Source organism: Aliirhizobium wenxiniae (genome assembly GCF_019511445.1).
GTDB lineage: Bacteria > Pseudomonadota > Alphaproteobacteria > Rhizobiales > Rhizobiaceae > Neorhizobium > Neorhizobium wenxiniae_A.
Genome location: NZ_JAEUAN010000002.1, coordinates 1 through 23,632 on the forward strand (window position 1 = coordinate 1; position 23,632 = coordinate 23,632).

Annotated in this window: 21 protein-coding genes; 6 read left to right on the top strand and 15 right to left on the bottom strand. The window is 59.7% G+C overall.

Features of this window, described 5'->3' with window-relative positions:
• Positions 1–172 precede the first annotated feature (172 nt).
• From JNB91_RS02290 to JNB91_RS02330, 9 genes are all read right to left on the bottom strand, one after another.
• Positions 173–862, bottom strand: a complete 690-nt coding sequence (locus tag JNB91_RS02290) for an SDR family oxidoreductase (RefSeq protein ID WP_220323914.1) — start codon at positions 860–862, stop codon at positions 173–175.
• A 22-nt stretch (positions 863–884) separates the two neighbouring features.
• Positions 885–1,919, bottom strand: coding sequence for a ferrochelatase (gene hemH, locus JNB91_RS02295; RefSeq protein WP_220323915.1), 1,035 nt, complete (start codon positions 1,917–1,919; stop codon positions 885–887).
• 179 nt (positions 1,920–2,098) lie between these two features.
• Complete coding sequence (locus tag JNB91_RS02300; protein WP_220323916.1) at positions 2,099–4,012, bottom strand: 5'-nucleotidase C-terminal domain-containing protein; 1,914 nt, start codon at positions 4,010–4,012, stop codon at positions 2,099–2,101.
• A 217-nt stretch (positions 4,013–4,229) separates the two neighbouring features.
• Positions 4,230–4,592, bottom strand: coding sequence for an outer membrane lipoprotein Omp10 (gene omp10 / locus JNB91_RS02305; RefSeq protein ID WP_220323917.1), 363 nt, complete (start codon positions 4,590–4,592; stop codon positions 4,230–4,232).
• A 172-nt stretch (positions 4,593–4,764) separates the two neighbouring features.
• A complete protein-coding gene (locus JNB91_RS02310) occupies positions 4,765–6,213 on the bottom strand; it encodes a homospermidine synthase (RefSeq protein WP_220323918.1) in 1,449 nt (482 codons plus the stop codon).
• A gap of 155 nt (positions 6,214–6,368) precedes the next feature.
• Entirely contained in the window at positions 6,369–7,310 is a 942-nt protein-coding gene (locus JNB91_RS02315; RefSeq protein ID WP_223218022.1) for a heme-dependent oxidative N-demethylase family protein, read from the bottom strand.
• Positions 7,311–7,384: 74 nt separating this feature from the next.
• Positions 7,385–8,020, bottom strand: coding sequence for an aminotransferase class IV family protein (locus tag JNB91_RS02320; RefSeq protein WP_220323919.1), 636 nt, complete (start codon positions 8,018–8,020; stop codon positions 7,385–7,387).
• On the bottom strand, positions 8,005–9,168 hold the full coding sequence (locus JNB91_RS02325) for an aminodeoxychorismate synthase component I (protein WP_220323920.1): 1,164 nt from the start codon (positions 9,166–9,168) through the stop codon (positions 8,005–8,007). Before JNB91_RS02325 ends, JNB91_RS02320 begins: the two co-directional genes overlap by 16 nt.
• Positions 9,169–9,289: 121 nt before the next feature.
• Positions 9,290–10,204 carry a LysR family transcriptional regulator gene (locus JNB91_RS02330; protein ID WP_220323921.1) on the bottom strand — a complete coding sequence of 305 codons (915 nt, stop codon included), beginning with the start codon at positions 10,202–10,204 and terminating at the stop codon, positions 9,290–9,292.
• A 111-nt stretch (positions 10,205–10,315) separates the two neighbouring features.
• On the opposite strand from JNB91_RS02330, the gene JNB91_RS02335 reads away from it, so the two are divergent.
• Entirely contained in the window at positions 10,316–11,038 is a 723-nt protein-coding gene (locus JNB91_RS02335; protein ID WP_220323922.1) for an SDR family oxidoreductase, read from the top strand.
• 25 nt (positions 11,039–11,063) lie between these two features.
• A complete protein-coding gene (locus JNB91_RS02340; RefSeq protein ID WP_220323923.1) occupies positions 11,064–11,417 on the top strand; it encodes an Atu4866 domain-containing protein in 354 nt (117 codons plus the stop codon).
• 90 nt (positions 11,418–11,507) lie between these two features.
• Here JNB91_RS02340 and JNB91_RS02345 read toward each other — a convergent pair whose 3' ends face one another.
• Positions 11,508–12,503 carry a KpsF/GutQ family sugar-phosphate isomerase gene (locus tag JNB91_RS02345; protein ID WP_220324244.1) on the bottom strand — a complete coding sequence of 332 codons (996 nt, stop codon included), beginning with the start codon at positions 12,501–12,503 and terminating at the stop codon, positions 11,508–11,510.
• A 147-nt stretch (positions 12,504–12,650) separates the two neighbouring features.
• Between JNB91_RS02345 and JNB91_RS02350 the strand changes: the two genes are divergently transcribed.
• Complete coding sequence (locus tag JNB91_RS02350; RefSeq protein WP_220323924.1) at positions 12,651–14,210, top strand: outer membrane beta-barrel protein; 1,560 nt, start codon at positions 12,651–12,653, stop codon at positions 14,208–14,210.
• A gap of 372 nt (positions 14,211–14,582) precedes the next feature.
• Complete coding sequence (locus JNB91_RS02355) at positions 14,583–15,866, top strand: sugar MFS transporter (RefSeq protein WP_223218023.1); 1,284 nt, start codon at positions 14,583–14,585, stop codon at positions 15,864–15,866.
• A 97-nt stretch (positions 15,867–15,963) separates the two neighbouring features.
• On the opposite strand, the gene galU is transcribed toward JNB91_RS02355, so the two are convergent.
• Positions 15,964–16,854, bottom strand: a complete 891-nt coding sequence (gene galU / locus JNB91_RS02360; RefSeq protein ID WP_220323925.1) for a UTP--glucose-1-phosphate uridylyltransferase GalU — start codon at positions 16,852–16,854, stop codon at positions 15,964–15,966.
• Between the two features lie 200 nt (positions 16,855–17,054).
• On the opposite strand from galU, the gene JNB91_RS02365 reads away from it, so the two are divergent.
• Entirely contained in the window at positions 17,055–18,269 is a 1,215-nt protein-coding gene (locus JNB91_RS02365) for a lytic murein transglycosylase (protein ID WP_220323926.1), read from the top strand.
• Between the two features lie 73 nt (positions 18,270–18,342).
• The gene (locus JNB91_RS02370) at positions 18,343–19,524 is read left to right on the top strand and encodes an SGNH/GDSL hydrolase family protein (RefSeq protein WP_223218024.1); all 1,182 of its coding nucleotides are present in this window, start codon (positions 18,343–18,345) and stop codon (positions 19,522–19,524) included.
• A 55-nt stretch (positions 19,525–19,579) separates the two neighbouring features.
• On the opposite strand, the gene JNB91_RS02375 is transcribed toward JNB91_RS02370, so the two are convergent.
• The 4 genes from JNB91_RS02375 to JNB91_RS02390 all read right to left on the bottom strand — a co-directional run bounded on the left by JNB91_RS02375 (position 19,580) and on the right by JNB91_RS02390 (position 23,616).
• A complete protein-coding gene (locus tag JNB91_RS02375) occupies positions 19,580–21,085 on the bottom strand; it encodes a DASS family sodium-coupled anion symporter (RefSeq protein ID WP_223218025.1) in 1,506 nt (501 codons plus the stop codon).
• A gap of 221 nt (positions 21,086–21,306) precedes the next feature.
• The gene (locus JNB91_RS02380) at positions 21,307–22,761 is read right to left on the bottom strand and encodes a glutamate synthase subunit beta (RefSeq protein WP_220323928.1); all 1,455 of its coding nucleotides are present in this window, start codon (positions 22,759–22,761) and stop codon (positions 21,307–21,309) included.
• 190 nt (positions 22,762–22,951) lie between these two features.
• On the bottom strand, positions 22,952–23,350 hold the full coding sequence (locus JNB91_RS02385; RefSeq protein ID WP_220323929.1) for a type II toxin-antitoxin system VapC family toxin: 399 nt from the start codon (positions 23,348–23,350) through the stop codon (positions 22,952–22,954).
• A complete protein-coding gene (locus JNB91_RS02390) occupies positions 23,347–23,616 on the bottom strand; it encodes an antitoxin (RefSeq protein ID WP_223218026.1) in 270 nt (89 codons plus the stop codon). The genes JNB91_RS02385 and JNB91_RS02390 overlap by 4 nt, the downstream gene beginning before the upstream one ends.
• Between the last annotated feature and the right edge of the window lie 16 nt (positions 23,617–23,632).

Here is a 23,632-nt window from a genome sequence, read left to right on the forward strand (position 1 = left end):
AAACCCCTCCCCACCCTCCCCACAAGGGGGAGGGCTTAACCCGGACACGCCGTCTACGCCCAATCGAGGCAGGCGACTGCTGCAAGTCTTCTCCCCCCTTATGGGGGAGATGGCCGGCAGGCCAGAGGGGGAATTTGCATGTGACCGCCTCGCCCTGCCCCTCTTTCCACCTCTACTCGGCGTAGATCATCTTCTTCGTCATGCCGCCATCGACCGTCAGCACCTGACCGGTGACGAAACCGGCGCCGTCGAGATAAAGCACGGCATCGGCAATATCCTTCGGCCGCCCGACGCGGCCGACCGGATGCTGCGCCTCGTCTTCGTGGCTCAAATGCATCTCGTTGGTGATCCAGCCGGGCGCAATCGCATTGACGCGGATTTTAGGGCCAAGGCTGACTGCCAGTGCATGGGTGAGCGCCACCAGCCCGCCCTTGGAGGCGGCATAGGCTTCCGAATGTGGCTCCGACATGAAGGCGCGGGTGGAGGCCATGTTGACGATCGAGCCGCCCTCGCGCATCAGCGGCGCGACGGTACGGGTCATCAGGAAGGCGCCGGTCAGGTGACTGTCTATGACACGCCGCCAGTCGGCGAGTGACAGGTCGAGAAGCGGCGTGCCGAGCGCGCCACCGGTGGCGCCGGCATTGTTGACGAGAAGATCGATCCGGTCCCAGCCCAGGCCGGCAACGGCGATTTCGACCGACGCTTCCTCCGCGACATCACATTCGATGGCACGAACACCCTCGACGGCATGGACCTTGCCGGAGAGATCGAAAGAGGCAACCTCGAAACCACCAGCGATCAGCGCCTCACAGATCCCGGCTCCGATCAGGCCTGCTCCGCCAGTGACGATTGCCTTCTTCATGATCCACTCCGTTTATCCGGGTTTACACCCAGCCCTGCAACTCCCGCCGCACAACCGTTTCCAGCACGTCCATTCCGCCCTCGCTGTCGTTCAGACAGGGGATGTGAACGAACTTCTCGCCACCGTGATGCATGAAGATCTCGCCCGCCTCGCCGGCGATTTCTTCGAGCGTCTCGAGACAATCCGACACGAAGCCGGGATTCATGATGGCGACGCGCTTGATGCCCTCCGCCGCCAGCCCTTCCATCGTCTTGTCGGTATAGGGCTGCAGCCATTCCTCCGGCCCGAAACGCGACTGGAAGGTGATGCGCAACTGATCCTCGCGATAGCCGAGTTTTTCGCGCAACAGCCGCGCCGTCTTCTGACAGAAACAGTAATAAGGATCGCCCGCCTTGAAATAGGACTGCGGGATGCCATGGAACGAGGTGATCAGCAGCTGCGGCTCCCAGTCGAGCGTAGACAGCGTGCTCCGCACCGAATTGGCCAGCGCCTCGATATAGGCCGGGTCGTCGTGATAAGTCGGCACGGTGCGCACGGCCGGCTGCCAGCGCATCTTCATCAGGTGCTCGAACGCCTTGTCGTTGACGGTCGCGGTCGTCGCCGCCGCATATTGCGGATAGAGCGGGAAGAGCACGATCCGGTCGCAGCCTTGTGCCTTCAGCGCATCGATCTTCGAGGCGATGGACGGATTGCCGTAGCGCATGCCCCAGTCGACCACGACATTCGGCAGGTCCTTCAGCCGCTCGGCCATCAGTTCACCCTGATTGCGGGTATAGGTGCGCAAGTAGCTTTCATCGAGATCCTTGTTCCAGATCTCCTCGTAAGCCTTGCCCACCTTCTGCGGCCGCTTGTTGAGCACGATCCCGTAGAGGATCGGATACCAGTAGAGCTTCGACCATTCGATGACGCGGCTGTCGGAGAGGAATTCGGCGAGGTAACGCCGCATCGACCAGTAATCCGTACCGTCGGGCGTACCGAGATTGATCAGCAGCACACCGACCTTGCCGAAGGACACGGGCTGGTGGGAGGCAGGCATGGAGGAAGACGAGATGCTCATGAAGGCTTTCCAGATAGCGTACCGAACCATTACGGCGATCAACGTGTTGCGGATCATTTAGAAACAAAAAACGGCTCGGGAAACCCCGAGCCGCAATTGTCGCTGGGACAATTTGTCCCTACCCATGATCGAGTTCGTCAATCCCGGCCTTGACCGGGATCAACAACCTCACGTGAACCTTACTTGGCGGGCAGTTCCAGTTCCTTGCCGACCTGGATGATATCAGGGTTGCGCAGGCTGTTTGCCTTGGAAATATCCGTCCACTTCTCGCCGTCGCCATAGGTGCTTTCGGCAATCTTCCAGAGCGAGTCGCCCTTGACGACCGTATATTTGCTCGGGCCGGCAGCCGGCGGCGTGGTCTGGCCCTGGGCCTCGACAGTCGTCGGCGCCGTGGCGGCCGGAGCAGTTGCCGGAGCCTGTGCGGTTGCAGCCGGAGCCGGAGCGGCAGGCTTTGCATCGGCCTTCGGCGCCGGCTTGTAATCGGCAGGCGTCAGGTCGGTAATACGGCCATCCGTATAAGGCTTGTAGGGATTGTTGGCCGCCAGGTAATCCGCAACAGTGTTTTCGAGGTTCGGACCGAAATCATAGGCGTTCTGCGCATTGGTGGTGAAAACCTTGTAGCCGTCGCCGCCACCGCGGACATAGTTGTTGGTCACGACGCCATAGACCTTGTTCGGATCGATCGCGACGAAGGCATCGCCTTCCTTGACCTGAACGTCGCTGACCTTGGAACCGGCCGGCTTCGACTTGTCGAAGGAATATTTCAGGCCGGCGACCTGCGGGAAGCGACCGGCCCCCTCGTCGATCTGGCCGACACCGTTTTCAAGCGCAACGACAACGTCAGAGCCCTTGAGCTGGAAGGTGGCGACGGTGTTCTGGAACGGCAGGACGGTGAGCACTTCACCCATCGTCACGTCGCCGCCATCGATCGAGGCGCGCAGACCGCCGCCATTGGCTATCGAGATGGTGATGCCCTGATCCTTGACGCGGTCGAGCTGCGCATCGGCAACCAGGTTGCCCATCGTGCATTCCTTGACGCGGCAATTGGCGCGGTCGCCATCGATGGCACCTTCGGAGGAACCAACGACCTTCTTCTTCAGCTCTTCGAGCGGACCGCCGAGTTCCTTCACCTTGGCGAGATAGGCCTCATCCTGCCCAACACTTGCATCGAGAAGTTTTGGCGCGCCGGACGTGGACTTCACGGCACCGGCGTCATCGAAGACCACTGCGAAATCACCGAGATATTTCGAATAGGCGTAAGCCGTGACGATCGGCACATCGACACCGGCCGGGTTCTTCACCAGCGTCGGATAGGGGCCGGAAGCCTTGCTGTCGGTGCTGGAGAGATAGGTGTGGCTGTGGCCACCGACGATCACGTCGATCCCGTCGACCGCCGCTGCGATCTCCTGGTCCTTGACGTAACCGACATGCGAGAGCACGACGATCTTGTTGACGCCCTGCCCCTGCAGCTCGGCAACAGCCTTCTTCAGATATTCGATCTCGTCTTCGAAGCTGATATCCGGACCGGGAGAAGCCGTCTCGGCCGTGTCGGTCGCCAGAACCGAAACGACGGCAACCTTCTCACCGCCGAATTCCTTGACCACATAACCCTTGTACTTGTCGGCCAGAAGCGAACCAGGCTTGGCAACCGTGTTGCCGGAAATGATCGGGAATTTCAGCGCATCGATGAACTTCAGCAGCTCTTCCGGGCCATCGTCGAATTCGTGGTTACCAATCGCCATCGCGTCGAAACCAATGCCGTTCATGAATTCGGCAACGGGCGCGCTCTTGTAGGTGCTGTAGAACAGCGAGCCCTGGAACTGGTCACCGGCATCGAGAACCAGGACGTTTTTGCCCTGCAGCTCGGCGCGACGGGCATCGATGGCAGACTTGACGCGGGCAATGCCGCCGAAGCATTCGTTCTTTTCGGCTTCCGATGCGGTGCAGGTGGAATCGAACTTGTTGATCGGCTCGATGCGCGAATGCAGATCGTTGATGTGGAGAATATTGAGCTCGAAATCCGCCAGCGCCACGCCGCTCGAAAGGGCCATGACCGACGCGGTCAAGATCCCAAGTCCCATAGTCTTCATCATCATCTCTCTCCTTGTCTCATCACCGCGCAGAACGCGCAGTGGTTCCCGATTTTCGTTAGACGGCAAGTGTGACAGCCGTTGTGCAGCGCATGCTTTCACCAAGCAAAATCGGTTTCAAGTCAAATATGACAAGAGCGCACTGCATCATTTTGCCTCCATAACGCGAAAACCCCGCTTGCGCGGGGTTCTCCAGAATATTCGAATATTGTGTGTGAAATCAGATCCGTCGCGTCAGCGAGAACTGTGCACCGCTATCCTGCGTGCAATTGAGCTGGCTGGTGCTGACAAGCGCGCAGTTGACGCGCGACTGGGTCTTGCGCACCAGCGAAGTCATGTTGATCTCGACCATGGTCGGCGAAAGTGTCGTGTAGGTTCCGGATGCGAGCAGTGCGTTGCTGTCGCTGGCGCGCGTGTTGAACGTGCCGGCCTGGAAGGTGGAAACGATACCGTTCGGATCGACCCAGCTTCCTTCGACGCCCTGCGGCTGCGGCGCTGCAGCCATCTGCCGCGGCGGCGGAGAGGATACACAAGCGCTCAGACCGGCGGCTGCGATCAGCGCAAAGCCCAATTTCAGTTTCATGATTTATCTCCCGCGATTCGCTCGGTCATGCTTGAAAAAGACCATGGCGTCCCGCTTCATCTATGGCAAGCCGCCCGCTTGTACAGTGTCGGGACATTCTGTCTCGACGAAAAAACGCCCGCGAGACCGCGGGCGTCCTGAAAATACACAGAAAATCGACTATCGCCAAGGTTCAGCGAACGAGGATGTTCTTGAACTGCCAGGCATCCTTCTCGTCGATATCTTCCGGGAACAGGCCCGGGCGACCTTCGAGCGGGGTCCAGTCGGTGTAGTGACCTTCGACCGGGCCGAGGTAAGGCGTCTGCACTTCGAGGCAACGCTTGTAGTCAACCTCATCAGCCTCGACGATGCCGGCCTTCGGGTTTTCCAGCGCCCAGACCATGCCGGCGAGAACGGCGGAGGTCACCTGTAGGCCGGTGGCGTTCTGGTAAGGCGCGATGCGGCGGGTTTCTTCAAGCGACAGGCGCGAACCGTACCAGTAGGCGTTCTTTTCGTGGCCGTAGAGCAATACGCCGAGTTCATCGACGCCATCCTCAAGTTCGTCTTCGTTCAGGACGTGCAGGACCGGCTGCTGCTTGCCGCCATTGCCGAACATCTCGTGCAGCGAAAGCACCGCATCATTGGCCGGGTGGTAGGCGTAATGGCAGGTCGGGCGATAGACGACTTCGCCGTCCTTCTCGACCGTGTAGTAGTCGGCAATCGAGATCGACTCGTTATGGGTGACGAGGAAACCGTATTGCGGGCCCGGTGTCGGGCACCAGGTGCGCACGCGGGTGTTGGCGCCCGGCTGATCCAGATAGATCGCCGCCTTGCAGCCCTTCTTGTGCTTCTTGGCGTTCTTCGGCATCCAGTTTTCGTGGGTGCCCCAGCCGAGTTCGGAGGGCTGAAGACCTTCCGAGATGAAACCTTCTGCCGACCATGTGTTCCAGAACACGTTGAGCGGCTTCGGATGCTTGGTGCGCTGGGTGTCGCGCTCGGCGATGTGCACGCCCTTGACGCCGAGCTTCTTCATCAGCTTGGCCCAGCCTTCACGGTCGTTCTGGTCCGGCTCGTCGAATTTCAGGCCGGTATCATTGGCAAGGTTGACCAGCGCCTGCTTGACGAACCAGGAAACCATGCCCGGATTTGCACCGCAGGTGGAAACCGCCGTCGTGCCGCCCGGGTTCTTGCGCTTCTCATGACGCACGGTTTCGCGCAGCGCATAATTGGTGCGCTCGGAATTCTTCATGTTCTTGTCGAAATAGAAGCCAAGCCAGGGCTCGACGACCGTATCGATGTAAAGCACGTCGAGCTTGCGGCAGAGCTTCATCAGGTCGAGCGAGCCGGTATCCACCGACAGGTTGACGCAGAAACCCTGGCCTTCGCCTTCGGTCAGGAGCGGTTTGAGCAGCTCCTTGTAGTTCTCCTTGGTGACGTGCTCCTTGATGTGGCGAACGCCATGCTTGGCAAGGATTTCCATGTCGGCCGGCTCTTCGCGAGGGTCGATGACCACCATCCGGCTCTTGTCGAACTTGAAATGGCGCTCGATCAGCGGCAGCGTGCCGCGGCCGATCGAACCGAAGCCGATCATCACGATCGGACCGGTAATTTCGGCATAGACCGGGTAGTTGGTATCCGACATGTCATACTCCCTATGGATGGACTGCTATTTTACAACCGTTGCCGGTTTTTCCCGGCCTAACGGTCGTCTGTAACGTCCGTTTGATTGCGCGGCCTAGATCACAAAATCTCGTCACAATAAAGGGCTTGTTCCATGATCGCGGCAAGGCCGTGGCACTATCGCGCCAAACTCTTAACGGCTTCTGTTTCGCGAAGCAGCGCGACGAGTTCCGACCGCTTCTCGGCAAGTCCCTTATAGGCGGTCTCGTCCTCTGACATCGCCTCCAGTTGATCGGCCATCGAGGCGGCCAGTTCGGCCGCATTCGGCTGCGAAAGGATGGCTGTGACGGGATCAAGATAGATACGGATGGTGAAGAGAATATCGCCCGAGACGGGCAGTTTGCGCAGCGTCTGCCGCTCCACACGGATAAAGGTTTTTTCCGCCGGCACGCCGCGCTTTTCCTCTGCCGATTTGGCGTCGGGATGATAGAGCGCGTGGGACCAGTTGACCGACCAGTTCCACCGCACAACGATCCGGTCCGGCGACAGGTTGTCGAACATCCGGTTGATCAGTCCGGCATTGCGGCTGCCACCCTGAAAACCGGGAACCGGGGCATGCACCTCATCCATCGAACGCCCGAATTTGTCCGAAAGTCGCCAGGATGAGGGAAAGGCGAGAAACGCCGCAGCGATACGCCAGCCGTCGTCCCCGTTCCGCATGATCACCAGATCGTCCTGCACCAGCAATCCGGCGCGTCGGAGCGGCATCACCTCAGTGTCGACCACATCTGTCGTCAAACCGGCAACAGTCAGGCCGCCATCGCCAAGGCAGTATCGATCCGGATGATGTGCCGGCAGGTATTCGCTCAAGAGGTCGAGAACCTCCTGCTGCGCCGCCTCAGTTCCCGGCTCCGCCCGCAGCACGCGTTCGCCATGTTCGGCCACCAGCTCACGCTTCAACCGGATCTGTTCGACGAGATCCTCATCCGGCTCGATCCAGCGATCCGGCTCCAGTTGCAGAAGCCCGATGGTGAATGGCTTCGATGAACCGTCGTAAGGTGTGTAGGTCGGCGGAGACAGACTGGAAGGCAGGGATTTCGACGGGGCGGAAACGGACATCGGCACGGCTTCTCCTGTTCGCCGCAGTTTGGTTTTAACCTCGCGCCATTGCAACCCGCCAAACGGCCATGCGATCAGCCCGCCAGTTCCGCCCGGATCAGCCCTCGCAGCGAGTTGCCGACATAGATCCGCCGGCCCGTTTCCATCGCCTCATCGAGATCAGAGGGCTTGAGTACGGCTCCTTTGGCGCGGCGCTCGCGGATAAGATCGGCACGCAACACGCCGGGCAATATGCCGCTGGTGATCGGCGGTGTCAGCAACATGCCTTCGCTGTCCTCGACGAACAGATTGCTGATCGTTCCCTCGCACAGCTCGCCGCGCTCATTGGTGAGCAGAACCTCGTCCACTGCCTCAGCCGGAAACTCGGCCCGCGCCGCCTCGTAAGGCTCGCGGCGGGTGGTCTTGTGCCGATAGAGCGGATCGTCGGATTTGAGCTTCGTAGACCCGATCCTGATCTTCCAGACCGTGTCATCGCCCTGCAGGCTGAAGGGCGAGGTCGTTACCTCGATCTTGCCGCGAAACGACATGACAAGCCGGACCCTGAGCGGCTCATCGCCATCGACCGCATCCTTCAGCGCGGGTTCGATATCCGCCGGCTGGCGAAAGCCGAGCGCGTCGGCTGAACGCACAAGCCGCCTGCGATGCTGCTCGAACCGCAGGAACCCGTCCTCGGGCGTCCAGCGCATCGTCTCGATCAACGAGAAATCCATTGGTCTCCCACCGCAAACCTGGCCTTCAACAGACACTCTTCATATTCCGCCTGCGCCACCGAATCGAAGACGATACCGCCGCCGACATTGAAGACCGCCCTTCCGCCGGAAAAAAGGCTGATCGTGCGGATAGCCACCGAAAATCGCATCGGCCCTGCCGGATCACACCAGCCGATCGCCCCGCAATAGACATCCCGCGGCACCCGTTCCAGCTTTTGCAGGATCGTCATTGCGGAAAGCTTCGGCGCGCCGGTAATCGACCCGCAGGGAAACAGCGCCCGCATGATCTCCGGCAACCCCGCATCCGGCAAAAGCCTGGCGCGAACATGGCTCACCATCTGATGCACCGTCGGATAGGTTTCAATCTCGAAAAGTTTCGGCACCGAAAGCGTGCCTGCCTCTGTGACATGTGAGATATCATTGCGCAGGAGATCGACGATCATCCGGTTTTCCGCCAGCGTCTTTTCATCCTCAAGCATAGCGGCCTTGATCGCCTCGTCTTCCTCGGACGTCCCTCCCCGGGCTGCGGTTCCCTTCATCGGATGGGTCTCGATCCAGCCATCGCTATCGACCGAGAAGAACAGTTCCGGCGAGCGCGAGACGATGGCCGGTCCGCCAAGTTCGGCAAGTGCGCCGTATCGCACCGGCTGGCGTGCGATCAGCGACCAGAACAATTCCCGCGCATCCCCCGGCCAATACGCCTCGATCGGCATGGTGAGATTACCTTGAAAGCAATCTCCCTTGCGCAGGTGATCATGCAGAACGGCAAAGCGGGCCGCGTAGGTTTCTTCGTTCCAGGCGGCTTGCGGATTGCTCAAGGCTGCATTGGGCTTGACACCACCGGGTGATGAAAGCCTGGGGTCGCCATCCTCAACCGGCCCGTCAAACACGCCCATGCAGACAAGCGGCGTCTCCCGACCAGCCGTCAAAAGCGGCCGAAGCTTTTCCTCAAACGCATAACCGGCCTCATAGGCAAGATAACCGGCTAGCCACTTGCCGGAGGCTTTGCACGCCTCCAGCCGACGCAAGGCGGGCACGACCTCATCCACATGGTGGGCAACGACCAGTTCCGTTGGAGACGAGAACAACAGCTGCCGTTCGGCAAGATCGTCACGGAAGAGAATATAGGGAGAAGAATTCTGATCCATGCCCCTTATCCGCGACGGCTCCCTGTCCGTTCTGTTATTCCGCCGGAATTGCGGATCTCACGCGCCATAACACTGTCGCCCTGCCGTTTGAAGCGCGGACTGCGAAATCCACTGCCGCATGTCACTCCGAAGAAATCGCCTGCCCCTGCCGGAAGCTGCGCAGGTGATCCACCAGGGCGCGCAGTTTTGGAGCCATGTTGCGGCGACTGGGGTAATATAGATAGAAGCCTGCGAAACGCGGGCAGAAACGCTCAAGCACCGGCACCAGTTCTCCGCGCGCGATCGACGCCCGAAAACTGTCTTCCATGCCGAAGCTGATCCCGGCACCGGCAGTCGCGAGTTTTATCATCAGCGCCATGTCGGTCGTCGTGATCGCATCGTTGACCGCGACGGAAAACTCTCGTCCGTCTTCCGCGAATTCCCAGCGATAGGCCGGCAGGTTCGGTGCCCTGCGCCAGCCGATGCAACGGCGCTCGGTCAATTCGCCCGGATGACTAGGCGCGCCAAACCGCTCGATATAATCCGGCGACGCGACGGCAAGCTGGCGCTGCTCGCCGGAGACAGGAACCGCAATCATATCCTGCGCAATCACCTCGCCCAGCCGCACCCCGGCGTCATAGCCTTCTTCGACGATATCGAACTCTTCGTCGGTGACCGTGATATGCAGTTTGACCTCGGGATTATTCTCCGCAAAGAACGCGAGCATCGGCCCCGAAAGAAAACTCTCCGCAATCGATGACACGGCAAGCCGCAACTGTCCGCGCGGCCTGTCCTGCAGGCTTGCCGCCGCCTCTATGGCGGACTGCATGCCGGAAAAGGCGGGCGCGACCTCCGCATAAAGCCGCTCGCCCGCTTCGGTCAGAGCGACGCTGCGGGTGGTGCGGGAAACCACTGCAATACCAAGCGCCTCCTCCAGCTTGCGGATCGTCTGGCTGACAGCCGAGCGCGTGACGCCCAGCCGATCGGCAGCGGCACGAAAACTCTTTTCTTCGGCAACGATCACAAAGGCTGCAAGGGCATTGAAGTCGGGCAACATTGGTTAGCTTCATTTACCAAACTGGAAAAGACTAAGCGGCTTATCGCGACAATGCCCTGCGACTACCTTTCTGGCAACCGCAATCACGCGGCAGACACGGAAGGAAATGTCATGGACAAGGTTGTTCTCATTACCGGCGCTTCCAGCGGCATCGGAGCAGGGATTGCACGGGAACTCGCAAAGGCCGGAGCGACTGTCGTGCTGGGTGCCCGGCGCACCGAACGTCTTGAAGAGCTGGCCGATGAAATCCGTCGGACTGGCGGAAAGGTCATGACCCGCAAGCTCGATGTGACGGACCGTACCGATGTTGCATCTTTCGCCGATGTAGCAAGACACGAGTTCGGCCGTATCGACGTCATCGTCAACAATGCCGGCATCATGCCGCTGTCCCCCATGGCCTCGATGAAGGTCGACGAATGGGACCGCATGGTCGATGTCAATATCAAGGGCGTTCTTTACGGCGTGGCCGCCGTTCTGCCCGAGATGACGGAACGTGGCTCCGGCCACATCATCAACATCGCCTCGATCGGCGCGCTTCAGGTCGTGCCGACGGCGGCTGTCTATTGCGCCACGAAATTCGCCGTCCGGGCCATTTCGGATGGGTTGCGACAGGAAAACGACAGGCTGCGCGTCACCTGCATCCATCCCGGCGTGGTGGAAAGCGAACTGGCCAGCACGATCACCGATCCCGTTGCCGCCGAAGGCATGAAGACCTACCGGGCGATCGCGCTTGCTCCGGATGCAATCGCTCGCGCCGTACGCTTCGCCATCGAGCAGCCGGAAGACGTGGATGTCAACGAGATCGTCGTACGCCCGACAAAGGCGGCCCACTGATCACTCCAGCATGGGAGGAACGACCATGAGCAATCCGCTTGCCATCATTATCGCAATCATCATCGCCACCGCGGCCTCACTTGGAGCGGCGGTCCATCTGGCAAAGGCAGAAGACAACATGAGCAATCAGGCACAAGCCCAGAATCACCCCTATCTCGGCATGTGGGTAACCGGGGACGGTCGCATTCGACAGGAACTGCTGCCGACCGGCCGTTACGACGAAGCCCGAGGCAACAGGAAGAGTGCCTATCGCGGTCGCTATCTCGTGACCGGCACTCATATCGATTACTGGGACGATACCGGCTTCACCGCTGACGGGACATTCGTCGAAAACGACGTCCTGCATCACGGCGGCATGATATTCTACCGGGAGAAATAACAGGGAACAGGCTGCTGGCGCACGTTGGTAAAACACCATGCGCCAGTGGCCATCCAAATCTGGACATCCAGTCCCGAAATCGGTTTGCCCTCAGGCCACCCCGACCCTCAACAAGTCATGGAAATGCACGATGCCGATCGGTCGCTTGTCCTCGTCGACCACGAGAAGCGCACCGATGCTGTGCTTGTTGAGAAGCGCCATGGCAGCTGTCGCAAGCGTCGCCTTGCCGACGGTCTTCGGATTGACCGTCATCACCTCGTCGACAATCATCGTGCTGAGATTACCGTCGAGATGGCGGGCAATATCGCCATCGGTCAGGACACCGCAGATACGCCCCTCGTCATCGATCACGCCGACGCAGCCGAAGCGCTTGGCAGAAAGCTCGCGGATGGCGTCCGGCATCGAAGCGCCTTTGTTCACCAGCGGCAACTGCTCGCCCGTATGCATCAGGTCGCTGACATGGGAAAGCATCGCCCCGAGCTTGCCGCCCGGATGATAGACACGGAAATCCGCCGCCGAAAAACCGCGTGCTTCGAGCAGCGCAACTGCAAGCGCATCACCGAGCGCAAGCTGCAGCAAGGTCGATGTGGTCGGCGCAAGGCCATGCGGACAGGCTTCCTGCGCCCTCGGCAGCAGAAGGACAATGTCGGCCTCGCGCGCCAGTGTCGATGTTTCGCCAGAGGTCAGCGCGATCAGCGGAACGGAGAAGCGTCGGGTAAACGAAACAATGCCCTGCAGCTCGGCCGTCTCGCCGCTCCAGGAAAGCGCCAGCACCACGTCGCCGGGAGCAATCATGCCCAGATCGCCGTGGTTTGCCTCGACGGGATGAACGAAGAAGGAGGGCGTGCCGGTAGAGGCAAGGCTTGCCGAAATCTTGCGGCCGATATGTCCGCTCTTGCCGACACCGGTGATCACCACTCGACCGTCGATTGCGCCGATCGTCTCCACAGCCTGGCGAAAGGCCGGTCCAAGACTATCCTTCAGGGCCTCCTCAAGAGCGCTAAGCCCTTGCTGCCCAAAGGAAATTGTCCGCAAGGCGGAATCGACGACGTCGTGTTCGACGAGTTGTAAAGCGCGCTTGATCATGATCGGCAGACTTAGTCCCTTTTCCACCTCAAGTCCATCAGCTTTCGCCGCGGTCCTTTGTCCATCCACCATCATCCAGCCACTTCAACCAATCCTTAACCACAGTGGTTTACATTTGGGTAAGCATTTAAGGTTGCCGGGCATTCGATGAGAAACACGCTTCTGACAGATACGGCCCGACGCGGGCGGCGGACAGCCATAGGCCTTGCCGTCGTGATCGCAGCCGTGTCCGGCGGCAGCGTGTCCCATGCTCAAAGCCTCTTTTCCAACACCACCACTCCCCTGCCCGGCCTGCCCGACAACCATTTCGGGACCGCCGGCACGGCAAGCGTCACAGGCGGTGCGACCACGGCGACATGGCCGACCCAATTTACGCAGGATGGTGGGGATCAGAGCGCATCCGGTCCCTACGATCCGACCGTGACCACAGCGCCGCAACGGCCGGCCCAACCGGAAAACACCGGCGAGTCGGATGACCTGAACCAACCTTCCGAAGAGGACCTGAACCAGCAATACGACCAGCCGCTGGATGATGGCGCGACGCCCACCGACCGCACCGGATGGGAAGCGCAACGTCGCGAGGAAGCGGCGGCTCCCGGCGTGCGCCTGGGCACCTTTGTTCTGCGCCCCTCCGTCAACCAGAGCGTCAACACCGAGATTACCCGCGACCAAGGCTCGAAGGAGACGCGCAACTATCTTGCAACAGGCATACGCGGAACACTGACCTCAGACTGGTCGCGGCACGCGCTGACGATTACCGGCGAAGGTGTGTACGAACGCAATCTGAGCGGAAACCAGAACGACACGGATCCGAATGCGCGGATTGGCGCCGACCTGCGGCTTGATCTCGCAGACGACACGATCGCGCATATTACCGGAAACTACAGTTTCGAACGCGAGGATGTCGCCGATCCGAATGCGATTGGCGATGCTTCCGAGCAGGCCGGTGTCCATCAATTCGAGACCGAAGCCTCCATCGAACGTGAGGTAGGACGCATTCGAGGGCTGGCTGCGATCGGCGCCAGCCGCGATGTCTATACCGATGCAAAACTGTCCGATGGTACCGTCTTTAGCATGAAGGACAGAAACCGCACCGGCATCGATGCGCGCCTGCGCCTCGGCTACGAGCTTTCGCCGGCGATCATTCCGTTTGCCGAAGTCGCCCTCGGCCACACATTCTACGATCGCCGCCGCGACAGCGCCGGATACCAGCGCTCGTCGGACAACTATGCGACACGCGCCGGCGTCGCATTCGATTTCGGGGAAAAGCTGCGCGGCGAGCTGGCCGGCGGTTATCAGCGCGTCTCCTATGACGACGCGCGTCTCGATGCCGTCGATGCCTTTACCGCGGACGGCAATGTCAGCTGGTCGCCCCGACGCGGCACCGATATCAATATCGGGCTTCGTAGCACGGTCCAGGACTCGACCGCTGCAGGCCAGGGTGGCTGGGCGGAATATCAGTTGAGCTCCGCCCTCGCCCACCAGATGCGCGAGCATCTCGTTGCGCGCCTGACAGGGAGCGCGACATATCGCGACTTCCAGGGATCCAGCGACAACAACACGACCTGGATCGCCGGCGCGGGTCTGACCTGGAGCATCAACCGCTATCTCGATATGACCGGCGATATCGAATACGAGACCACGACAGGCGGCGGCTCTGATCAGGATATCTTGCGGGCCGGGGTCGGCCTGACCTTGAGACGCTGATCACGTTTCCGTGAATTCGCGTGATGCGCCACGAGCATACGTCGCAAACGCCATCGACAGCTTTTGCCTCTAAAACGAGCAAAAACTCACATCCCCTACTATGACGTCATGACAACTTGTCGCAAGTTGTCGTAACCCGCGGGCGGGTGAACATATGTTTCGCGCCTGACACAAACGCTCTCTCTCCCATGCTTCAGATGCAATGGTGAGATCACCGCTCCGCCTCTTCCGTTGAGGGCGGATTTGCAAAATGGCGATGTATACAGACCTTCGCCCTCTTCCTTCTGTTAGCAGATGCAGCATATAGCGCCGCATTCGGCAAGTTTTTGCCGCAACGCAACATTGCCGCATGGCGTAAGTTGAGGTTCTAAATTGGCTAGTCTTCCCAATAACGGCACACAGGCCGGAAGCGCACAGTCTTCCCGCGCAGGCGCCAACAATTATCAGTTCGCTCTCATTGCTCTGACGTCACTGTTCTTCATGTGGGGTTTCATCACCTGCCTGAACGACATCCTGATCCCGCATCTGAAGAACGTCTTCTCGCTGAACTACACGCAGTCGATGCTCATCCAGTTCTGCTTCTTCGGGGCTTATTTCATCGTTTCGCTGCCGGCCGGCGCGCTGGTCAAGCGCATCAGCTATAAGTGGGGCATCGTCGTCGGCCTGTTGATCGCAGCCGTCGGCTGCGCACTTTTCATCCCGGCCGCCGCCTACCGCGTCTATGGTCTGTTCCTCGGCGCCCTCTTCATCCTCGCATCGGGCGTTACCGTCCTGCAGGTTGCCGCGAACCCCTATGTGACGGAACTCGGTGCCCCTGAAACCGCCGCAAGCCGCCTGACGCTGACGCAGGCCTTCAATGCGCTCGGTACGACGGTTGCTCCGCTATTCGGCGCATTCCTGATCCTGTCCGCCGCAACCGGCGACATCGCCACAGCCACCGGTCAGCAGTTGGAAACGCTGCGCCTGGAAGAAGCTGACGCCGTGCGCTTCCCATACATGCTCCTGGCAATCGCCTTCCTCGTTCTTTCGGCAATCTTCGCAGCACTGAAGCTGCCGCAGATCGAAGAGGAAGAAGTTGCGTCGGATGGCACGGAACGCGCATCGGCATGGTCCTACCGGCACCTCGTACTCGGTGCGATCGGTATCTTTGTATACGTCGGCGGTGAAGTTTCTATCGGCAGCTTCCTGGTGAACTACCTCGCTGAGCCGACGATCGCCAACCTGCCGGAAGCAGAAGCAGCCCACTACGTCGCCTATTTCTGGGGCGGTGCAATGATCGGCCGCTTCATCGGCGCTTACGCAATGCGCTACATCGAGGACGGCAAGGCTCTCGCCTTCAACGCCATCATTGCAGCCCTTCTGCTGCTGATGACGGTGTTTACCGGTGGCAAGCTGGCCATGTGGGCGGTGCTCGCGGTCGGCCTGTTCAACTCGATCATGTTCCCGACCATCTTCAGCCTGGCGCTGAAAGGCCTCGGCCGTCACACCAGTCAAGGCTCGGGCATCCTGTGCCTGGCCATCGTCGGCGGCGCGATCGTCCCGGTCCTCATGGGCGCACTGGCCGATACGTTCACCATTCACATGGCGTTCCTGATGCCGGTACTCTGCTACGTGTATATCTTCTACTACGGCATCAAGGGCCATAAGGCCGTCTGATCAAGCCATCACGGCGGGGGAAATCTCCGCCCCGAAAACGAAGAAGCCGCCGAGACATGTCTCGGCGGCTTCTTTATTTTGTAATCGAAGGCAGACCTTACTTCAGCTTGGCAGCCAGCGCCTTCAGCGGACCTTCGATCGCCGGACGGATATCCGGGCGCTGCAGGGCGAATGCGAGGTTGGCGAGAATGAAGCCATCCTTGGCGCCGCAATCATAGGTCTCACCGGTGAACGGATAGGCCGCAAACTCCTGGTTCTGGGCCAGCGCGAGCATGCCATCCGTCAGCTGGATTTCGTTGCCTGCACCGCGCTCCTGTGTTTCCAGGATCTTGAAAATCTCGGGCTGCAGGATGTAGCGACCGTTGATGAAGAAGTTCGACGGAGCCGTACCCTTGGCCGGCTTCTCGACCATCTCCGTGATCTTGAAGCCGCCATTGCCGACGTCGGCACCCTTGCCGACGATACCGTATTTATGCGCCTGTTCCGGATCACATTCCTCGACGGCGAGAACGTTACCGCCTGTCTGTTCGTAAAGCTCGACCATGCCCTTGAGGCAGCTCTTTTCCGACGACATGATCATGTCGGGCAAGAGCACCGCGAAAGGCTCGTCGCCAACGATATCGCGTGCGCACCATACGGCGTGACCGAGACCGAGCGGCACCTGCTGGCGAGTGAAGCTGGCGGTACCGGCCTTCGGCAGGATATGCGAAAGAAGCGTCAGTTCGGCGTTCTTGTTGCGCTCGCGCAGCATCTGCTCCAGCTCGAACTGGATATCGAAATAATCCTCGATCACGCCCTTGCCGCGACCGGTGACGAAAACAAAATGCTCGATGCCGGCTTCAGCCGCTTCATCCACCACATACTGAATGACCGGCTTGTCGACGACGGTCAGCATTTCCTTCGGAACGGCCTTGGTCGCCGGAAGAAAACGCGTGCCGAGCCCGGCAACCGGAAATACTGCTTTGCGGATCTTACGCTGTTCAGACACTCATGCCTCCTGAATGCACTTCATTGTGCGGATATGAAACCTTCGGGGTTCTAGTGTGCAATTGCTACCGTTTAGCAAAAGGCTCCCACGAACCCGTGATCTATGGTAAAGAATTTGTTGACTCTATTTTGTTAAGACATCGTTGAGCCGCATACCAGACACGCCATGAATGGCGCATGAAGGAATGGATACGACTGCCTATGACAAAATTCCGCACCCGTTCACGTAGCCTTGCTCTCCTGCTCGCCGCCGGACTGACGGTCATGATGCCGTTAAATGCCCAGGCTGATGCAGGTTTCAAGAGATGGGTTGCAGATTTCTACGAGACGGCAGCTAAAAGTGGCATCACCCGCTCGACCTACCAGAAAGCCTTTGCCGGCATCAACGAACCGGATCCGGAAGCGCTGCAGAAGGCGCAGTACCAGCCTGAGTTCAAGTCGCAGATCTGGGAATATCTCGATAGCCGCGTCAACCCTTATACCGTGCAGGTCGGCCGGCAGATGGCTGCCCGTCACGGCGGCACGCTGAACGCCATCGAGCGTCATTTCGGTGTCGACAAGCACATCCTGCTCGCCATCTGGTCAATGGAATCCAACTATGGCGCGGTGCTGGAAAAGCCGGAACGGCTTCATCACGTACCCCAGGCACTCGCCACCCTCGCATGGGCGGACCCCAAGCGCGCCAAATTCGCCCGCACGCAGCTGATCGCAGCTTTGAAGATCCTGCAGGCCGGCGATGTCACCCCCAAACAGTTGACCGGCTCCTGGGCTGGGGCGATGGGACATACGCAATTCATCCCGACCAGCTATCTGCTTTACGCAATCGATGCGGATGGAAACGGCAAGCGCGATATCTGGCATTCGATCCCCGATGCGCTGGCAACCTCCGCCAACCTTCTCGCCAAGAACGGCTGGACCACAGGCAAGACTTGGGGTTACGAAGCCGTTCTGCCCTCTGGTGCCGCCAAATACGAAGGCCAGACAAAGACGCTTGCCCAATGGGCGGCACTCGGTTTCGTCCGTCCGAACGGCAAGGGTTTTCCGCGCGGCACAGACCGCGCGAGCCTCAAGCTGATGGGCGGTTCCAATGGCCCGGCCTTCCTGATGATGAAAAACTTCTTCACCATCAAGAAATACAATGCGGCAGACAGCTATGCTCTCGCCGTCGGGCTTCTTGCCGACGAGATCGCCGGTTATGGCGGCATGCAGCAGTCATGGCCGCGTCCGCACGGCACGCTCGATATCAAGGAAAAATTCGAGCTTCAGAGCCGGATGAAGGAACTCGGCTATTATGACGGCGAAGTCGACGGCAATTTCGGCTCTGGCTCCAAGGCCGCAATCTCGGCGATACAGAAGCGCCTGGGCATGGACCAGAACGGCGAACCGTCGCAGACACTGCTTCGTGCCTTGCGTTGACATGTGAGCCGGCGGACGCAAAATTCGTGACTGTGATAGCCCGTCGGGATTCGTAACAATGCCTGTTGGAACCATGGAGAAAAGCCTTGTTCGGCGCGTCGGTTGCGGCGTGCTGGTGGCTGTCCTCATGGTCGGCAGCTTTCCTGTTACAGCCGATGCACAGGAGCCGGTCAGACGCCGCAATCTGTTCGATCTCCTTTTCGGCGGCCCTCGTTATGAGAGAGAAGAACCGCCGGTCCGCTATAACCGCCGCAATGGCTCGATCATTGAGATGGCGCCGCGCCGGGAGCGCAATCGCGGTGCGGCAAGGCCGGCCGCCCCGCGGCCTCCGATACCGCTCGCCCCGCCAAAACCCGATCCGGTCGCAAAGCTGGAAAAAGCCCGCAAGATCCTCGTTGTCGGCGACTTTTTCGCCGGCAGTATCGGCGGTGAGCTGGAGACGACATTCGAAGCATCACCCGGTGTTGCCGTGTTTACACGCAGCGACGGCTCGTCAGGCCTTGTCCGCGACGACCATTACGACTGGCTGAAAGAACTGCCCGGCATCATCGACGAAGCCAAGCCGGCAATCGTGGTCGTCATGATCGGGGCAAACGACCGGCAGCAGATGACATCAGGCGCGAAGGAAAAGTTCGCGACCGATGCATGGTTCGGTGAATACCGGCGCCGTGTGACGGAAGTCACCCGCATCGTGACGAGCCGCAAGCTGCCACTCCTCTGGGTCGGCCTGCCCTCCTTCCAGTCACCGTCTATGATGGCCGATGCCGTCAAGCTCAACGCCATCTACCGCTCCCGAACGGAAGAAGTAGGCGGCGAGTTCGTCGACATTTGGGACGGGTTCGTCGATGAAGACGGCAAGTTCATTCTGACCGGTTCCGACGTCAACGGCCAGCAGGTTCGTCTGCGTGGCGCCGATGGCATTACCTTCACCGCAGCCGGCAAGCAGAAACTGGCATTCTATGTCGAGAAGCTGGCGCGCCGCCACCTGGGCGACATGGCAAGCCCGGAGCTGGTGAACATCGGTCCCGGCACCCTTCCCGATCTCAACCTTCCGGCAGATCCCAACAAGGTACTCCCGGCTCTGCCGATCAGCCTTTCCGATCCCGACCTCGATGGTGGCAAGGAACTTTTGGGAGCCATCCCATCGACCAGTGCTCTCTCCCAGTCTCCAAGGGAGAAGCTCGTCAAACGCGGCGAGATGGACCCGCCGCCCACCGGGCGCATCGACAACTACAAGATCTCGAAGACACAATAAAAACAGGCGCCCTTGAAGGCGCCTGTCGTCTTTCATGTTCCGTGTTTCCAGCCGATCACCAGTAGCCCAGCGCTCTCCACCAGATCGCGCCGACGCCAGCAAAGATGACGAGGTTGACGAGGCACATGATGAAACCGATGCCCCACCACCTGCCCATGGTGATGTAACCGCTGCCGAAGATGATCGGCGAGGTGCCGGTCGCATAGTGGGTCAGCGTCATCATGATCGACGAGCTTGCGGCCATCATCAGCAGGAAGACGGCATGGTATTCAGCCGGGATCAGCATCACGCCGACGGTGAGGAAGGCGAGCATCATGGCGCTGACATGCGCGGTGGTGCTGGCGAACATGTAGTGCGCGAAGGTGAAGATCAGCACCAGAATCGCGGCCGTCATCTGCCAGCTCAGTTCGGCATGCGAGATCATGTCCTTCATGCCGTTCGAGAACCAGCCGATCACGCCGAGCTTGTTCAACTGGTCGGCCATCATCACGAGCGCACCGAACCAGATGAGCGTATCCCAGGCGCTCTTTTCCGACAGGATATCATCCCAGTTGAGCGTACCGGTAATCAGCAGGGCAAACAGGCCAAGCACCGCGACCACGGTCGGATCGAGCGTATAGGCCGCGCCGAAAATCATCGCAGGAACGTTGGCCCAGAGCAGAAGCAACATGACGAACGTGCCGATCATCACCATTTCCTTGCCCGAAAGAGGCCCCATCGCGGCCAGCTCCTTCTTGGCATAGTCGATGGCGTCGGGTGTGCGCTTCAGCTCCGGAGGCGAGATCATGTAAAGGATGAGCGGCATGACGATGAGTGCCACGAGGCCCGGCACGAACATCGCCAGTGCCCAGCTGACCCAGGTCAGCTGCATCGCGCCGCCGGTCGATTTCGAGATATATTCGAGCACAAGCGGGTTCGGCGCGGTCGCGGTCACGAACATGGCCGACGAAATCGGATTGGCATGGTAGTTCACCAGCGCCAGATAGGTACCGACCTTGCCCTGTGTCCCCTTTGCCGGATCCGAATCGAAGGCGTTGGCGATCGACTTCATGATCGGGTGGATGATGCCGCCGCCACGAGCAGTATTGCTCGGCGTAAACGGCGCGAGGATCAGCTCGCAGAAGACCAGCCCGTAACCGATGCCGATCGTCCGCTTGCCGAGAAGCGCAATGAAGCCGAGGCCGAGACGACGGCCAAGCCCGGTCTTGCGCAAACCCAGCGAGATCAAGACGGCAATCACGATCAGCCAGATCAGCGGGTTGGCAAAGCTGCTCAGCGCATCGGCAACCGCGCCCTTCGATGTCGGCGAGGTCACCTGCATCAGCGAAACGATGACGATGGCCATCAGCGCCATGACGCCGATCGGCATTACCTTCAGGATGATCGCCAGGATCGTGGTGAGGAAGATCGCCAGCATCTTCCAGCCGTTTTCATCAAGGCCGGTCGGTGCGGGGATCGCCAGAAGTGTCAGGAGAAAGAGTGTCGTGATGATCGCCGGAATGATCCGGAACGGAACCATCTCTTTGAAATAGCGAAAAATAGCAGGAACATTCACACGCATAGTCACATGTCCTCGGGGCGTCTCGAATTTTGACGTTTATCAGGCGTCTTGATCGACCCGTCGCATGTTCAGGTTTCCGCTCCCTTGATACGTGTCAAATTTCGAAAGGAATGCGACGTCTCCCAACCGCATCAGAAAGCGGCCAGACAAGAAAAACGCCGCTTTCCACGAAGGGAGAACGGCGTCTTCGACTATTCTGCTTTGACGACAAAAGATGTCGTTCAGCGCGGCAGGACAGTGCTTCCCATCAACGCCTCATCGATCGCCCGGGCAGCCTGGCGGCCTTCGCGGATCGCCCAGACCACCAGCGACTGGCCGCGACGCACGTCACCGGCCGTCCACAGCTTGTCGACCGAAGTCTTGTAGTCGCGCTCATTGGCAACGACATTGGTGGAACCGCGACGGTCGACATTGATCTCGAGCTTGCCATCGAGTTCAGTGAGCACGCCGTCCTTCATCGGACCGGAGAAGCCGATGGCGATAAAGGCGAGATCGGCCTTGATGATGAAGTCGGTTCCGGCGATCGGCTTGCGGCGTTCATCCACTTCGCAGCAGCGCACGCCGGTCAGCTGACCATCTTCGCCGATGAATTCGAGCGTCGCCACCTGGAACTCGCGGATCGCACCTTCGGCCTGCGACGACGAAGTACGCATCTTGGTCGCCCAGAACGGCCAGACGGCAAGCTTGTCTTCCTTTTCCGGCGGCTGCGGACGAATGTCGAGCTGGGTTACCTTGACGGCACCCTGGCGGAAAGCCGTGCCGACACAGTCCGACGCCGTATCGCCGCCACCGACGACAACGACATGCTTGGCGCCGGCCAGGATCGGCTCGGCCGCCCAGGCAACGCTGTCGATGTTCTCGCGGCCGATGCGACGGTTCTGCTGCACAAGATACGGCATGGCATCATAGACGCCATGCAGGTCAGCACCGGGAATGCCCGCCGGACGCGGAGTTTCCGAACCACCGCAATAGACGACGGCATCATGCTCGGCGGTCAGCTCTTCAACCTTCTTGTCGACGCCGATATTGACGCCGTAATGGAAGGTCACGCCTTCGCCGGTCATCTGCTCGACGCGGCGGTCGATGAAATTCTTCTCCATCTTGAAGTCAGGAATGCCGTAGCGCAGCAGGCCGCCGGCCTTGCTTTCACGCTCATAGACATGCACTTCATGACCGGCGCGGGCCAGCTGCTGGGCAGCAGCCATGCCGGCAGGGCCGGAGCCGATAACGGCAACCTTCTTGCCGGTCTTCACCGTTGCCGGATGCGGCACGATATAACCAAGCTCATAGGCCTTGTCGGCAATCGCCTGCTCGACCGTCTTGATCGCGACCGGCGCATCCTCAAGGTTCAGCGTGCAAGCTTCCTCGCACGGCGCGGGACAGACGCGACCGGTGAATTCCGGGAAGTTGTTGGTGGAATGGAGGTTGCGGATCGCCTCTTCCCACTTGTTGTTATAAACCAGATCGTTCCAGTCCGGGATCTGGTTATGCACGGGACAGCCGGTCGGGCCATGGCAATAGGGGATGCCACAGTCCATGCAGCGGGCCGCCTGTTTGGTCACTTCCGCATCCGACATCGGAATGGTGAATTCGCGGAAATGGCGGATACGATCCGACGCAGGCTGATACTTGCCCACCTGCCGGTCGATTTCCATGAAACCCGTTACCTTGCCCATGTCATTCCCTCTTCAAAATGGCAGGCCCAGAGGCCCCCAATACCAGTAGGCGAGGCCTATGACCGCACCCACAAGATGAATTCCAATCCGACAATATTGCCGGTTAGATAAACTGCGGCTGGAACGGCTGCGGCTATCACAATGGACACGGCCCCATGCACGACACGCATCATTGACCTCTTATCCGTGGCTAGCGCAGCCAGTTTTCAACCTTCAATCCCGACACGCGGGAAAACTCTCTCTCATTGTCCGTCACCAGCACCGCATCCAACGAGAGCGCATGTGCTGCGATCAGCATATCCATGTCACCGATAAGCAATCCGCTGCGGCTCAATCCGTGGCGAACCGATGCGTAATGCATATCGGCAGGTGCCTCCCATGGCAGGATCTCGAAATCGGCAAGAACCGAATCCACAAGATCAGCCAGACGCTGCGACCCTTTCTTTGCAACACCGTAGCGAAGCTCCGCCGCTACGATGATGCTTGTCCTGAGTTCGCCCTCGCTGAGCCCGACCACCCTAGTGGCTGCTCGCCCCGATGGATTTCGGATCAGATCCGAGATCACGTTCGTATCGAGGAGGTAACTCATTCCGGCAGATCCAGATCGATTGGCTTGAGCGGGAGATCATCGATATCGGGAAATTCAGCCCCGATTTCGGCTCGCTCCCGGAGCCATTCGACCAATTCGCCCGGCGACCGCTTGGCCCGAGCAGGATGAATGGTAATCACTCCATCCTGTTCTTGCCGGATAATCACTTCCTCGCCCGGAAGGGCAAAGTCACTCGGTATCCGCACAGCCCGGCTTCTGCCGTTCTTGAATATTTTGGCTTTCCGCTCCTTAACCGAAGGAAACATCGGCACCTCCACATTG

Coding starts and splice junctions, on each gene's coding strand:
- JNB91_RS02315 (WP_223218022.1), bottom strand. CDS start 7,310: ATGTCCGTTTCCGCCCCGTCGAAATCCCTGCCTTCCAGTCTGTCTCCG.
- JNB91_RS02330 (WP_220323921.1), bottom strand. CDS start 10,204: ATGTTGCCCGACTTCAATGCCCTTGCAGCCTTTGTGATCGTTGCCGAA.
- omp10 (WP_220323917.1), bottom strand. CDS start 4,592: ATGAAACTGAAATTGGGCTTTGCGCTGATCGCAGCCGCCGGTCTGAGC.
- JNB91_RS02385 (WP_220323929.1), bottom strand. CDS start 23,350: ATGAGTTACCTCCTCGATACGAACGTGATCTCGGATCTGATCCGAAAT.
- JNB91_RS02325 (WP_220323920.1), bottom strand. CDS start 9,168: ATGGATCAGAATTCTTCTCCCTATATTCTCTTCCGTGACGATCTTGCC.
- JNB91_RS02380 (WP_220323928.1), bottom strand. CDS start 22,761: ATGGGCAAGGTAACGGGTTTCATGGAAATCGACCGGCAGGTGGGCAAG.
- JNB91_RS02335 (WP_220323922.1), top strand. CDS start 10,316: ATGGACAAGGTTGTTCTCATTACCGGCGCTTCCAGCGGCATCGGAGCA.
- hemH (WP_220323915.1), bottom strand. CDS start 1,919: ATGAGCATCTCGTCTTCCTCCATGCCTGCCTCCCACCAGCCCGTGTCC.
- JNB91_RS02345 (WP_220324244.1), bottom strand. CDS start 12,503: ATGATCAAGCGCGCTTTACAACTCGTCGAACACGACGTCGTCGATTCC.
- JNB91_RS02290 (WP_220323914.1), bottom strand. CDS start 862: ATGAAGAAGGCAATCGTCACTGGCGGAGCAGGCCTGATCGGAGCCGGG.
- JNB91_RS02310 (WP_220323918.1), bottom strand. CDS start 6,213: ATGTCGGATACCAACTACCCGGTCTATGCCGAAATTACCGGTCCGATC.
- JNB91_RS02350 (WP_220323924.1), top strand. CDS start 12,651: ATGAGAAACACGCTTCTGACAGATACGGCCCGACGCGGGCGGCGGACA.
- JNB91_RS02320 (WP_220323919.1), bottom strand. CDS start 8,020: ATGGATTTCTCGTTGATCGAGACGATGCGCTGGACGCCCGAGGACGGG.
- JNB91_RS02340 (WP_220323923.1), top strand. CDS start 11,064: ATGAGCAATCCGCTTGCCATCATTATCGCAATCATCATCGCCACCGCG.
- JNB91_RS02365 (WP_220323926.1), top strand. CDS start 17,055: ATGACAAAATTCCGCACCCGTTCACGTAGCCTTGCTCTCCTGCTCGCC.
- JNB91_RS02300 (WP_220323916.1), bottom strand. CDS start 4,012: ATGATGAAGACTATGGGACTTGGGATCTTGACCGCGTCGGTCATGGCC.
- JNB91_RS02390 (WP_223218026.1), bottom strand. CDS start 23,616: ATGTTTCCTTCGGTTAAGGAGCGGAAAGCCAAAATATTCAAGAACGGC.
- JNB91_RS02375 (WP_223218025.1), bottom strand. CDS start 21,085: ATGCGTGTGAATGTTCCTGCTATTTTTCGCTATTTCAAAGAGATGGTT.
- JNB91_RS02370 (WP_223218024.1), top strand. CDS start 18,343: ATGGAGAAAAGCCTTGTTCGGCGCGTCGGTTGCGGCGTGCTGGTGGCT.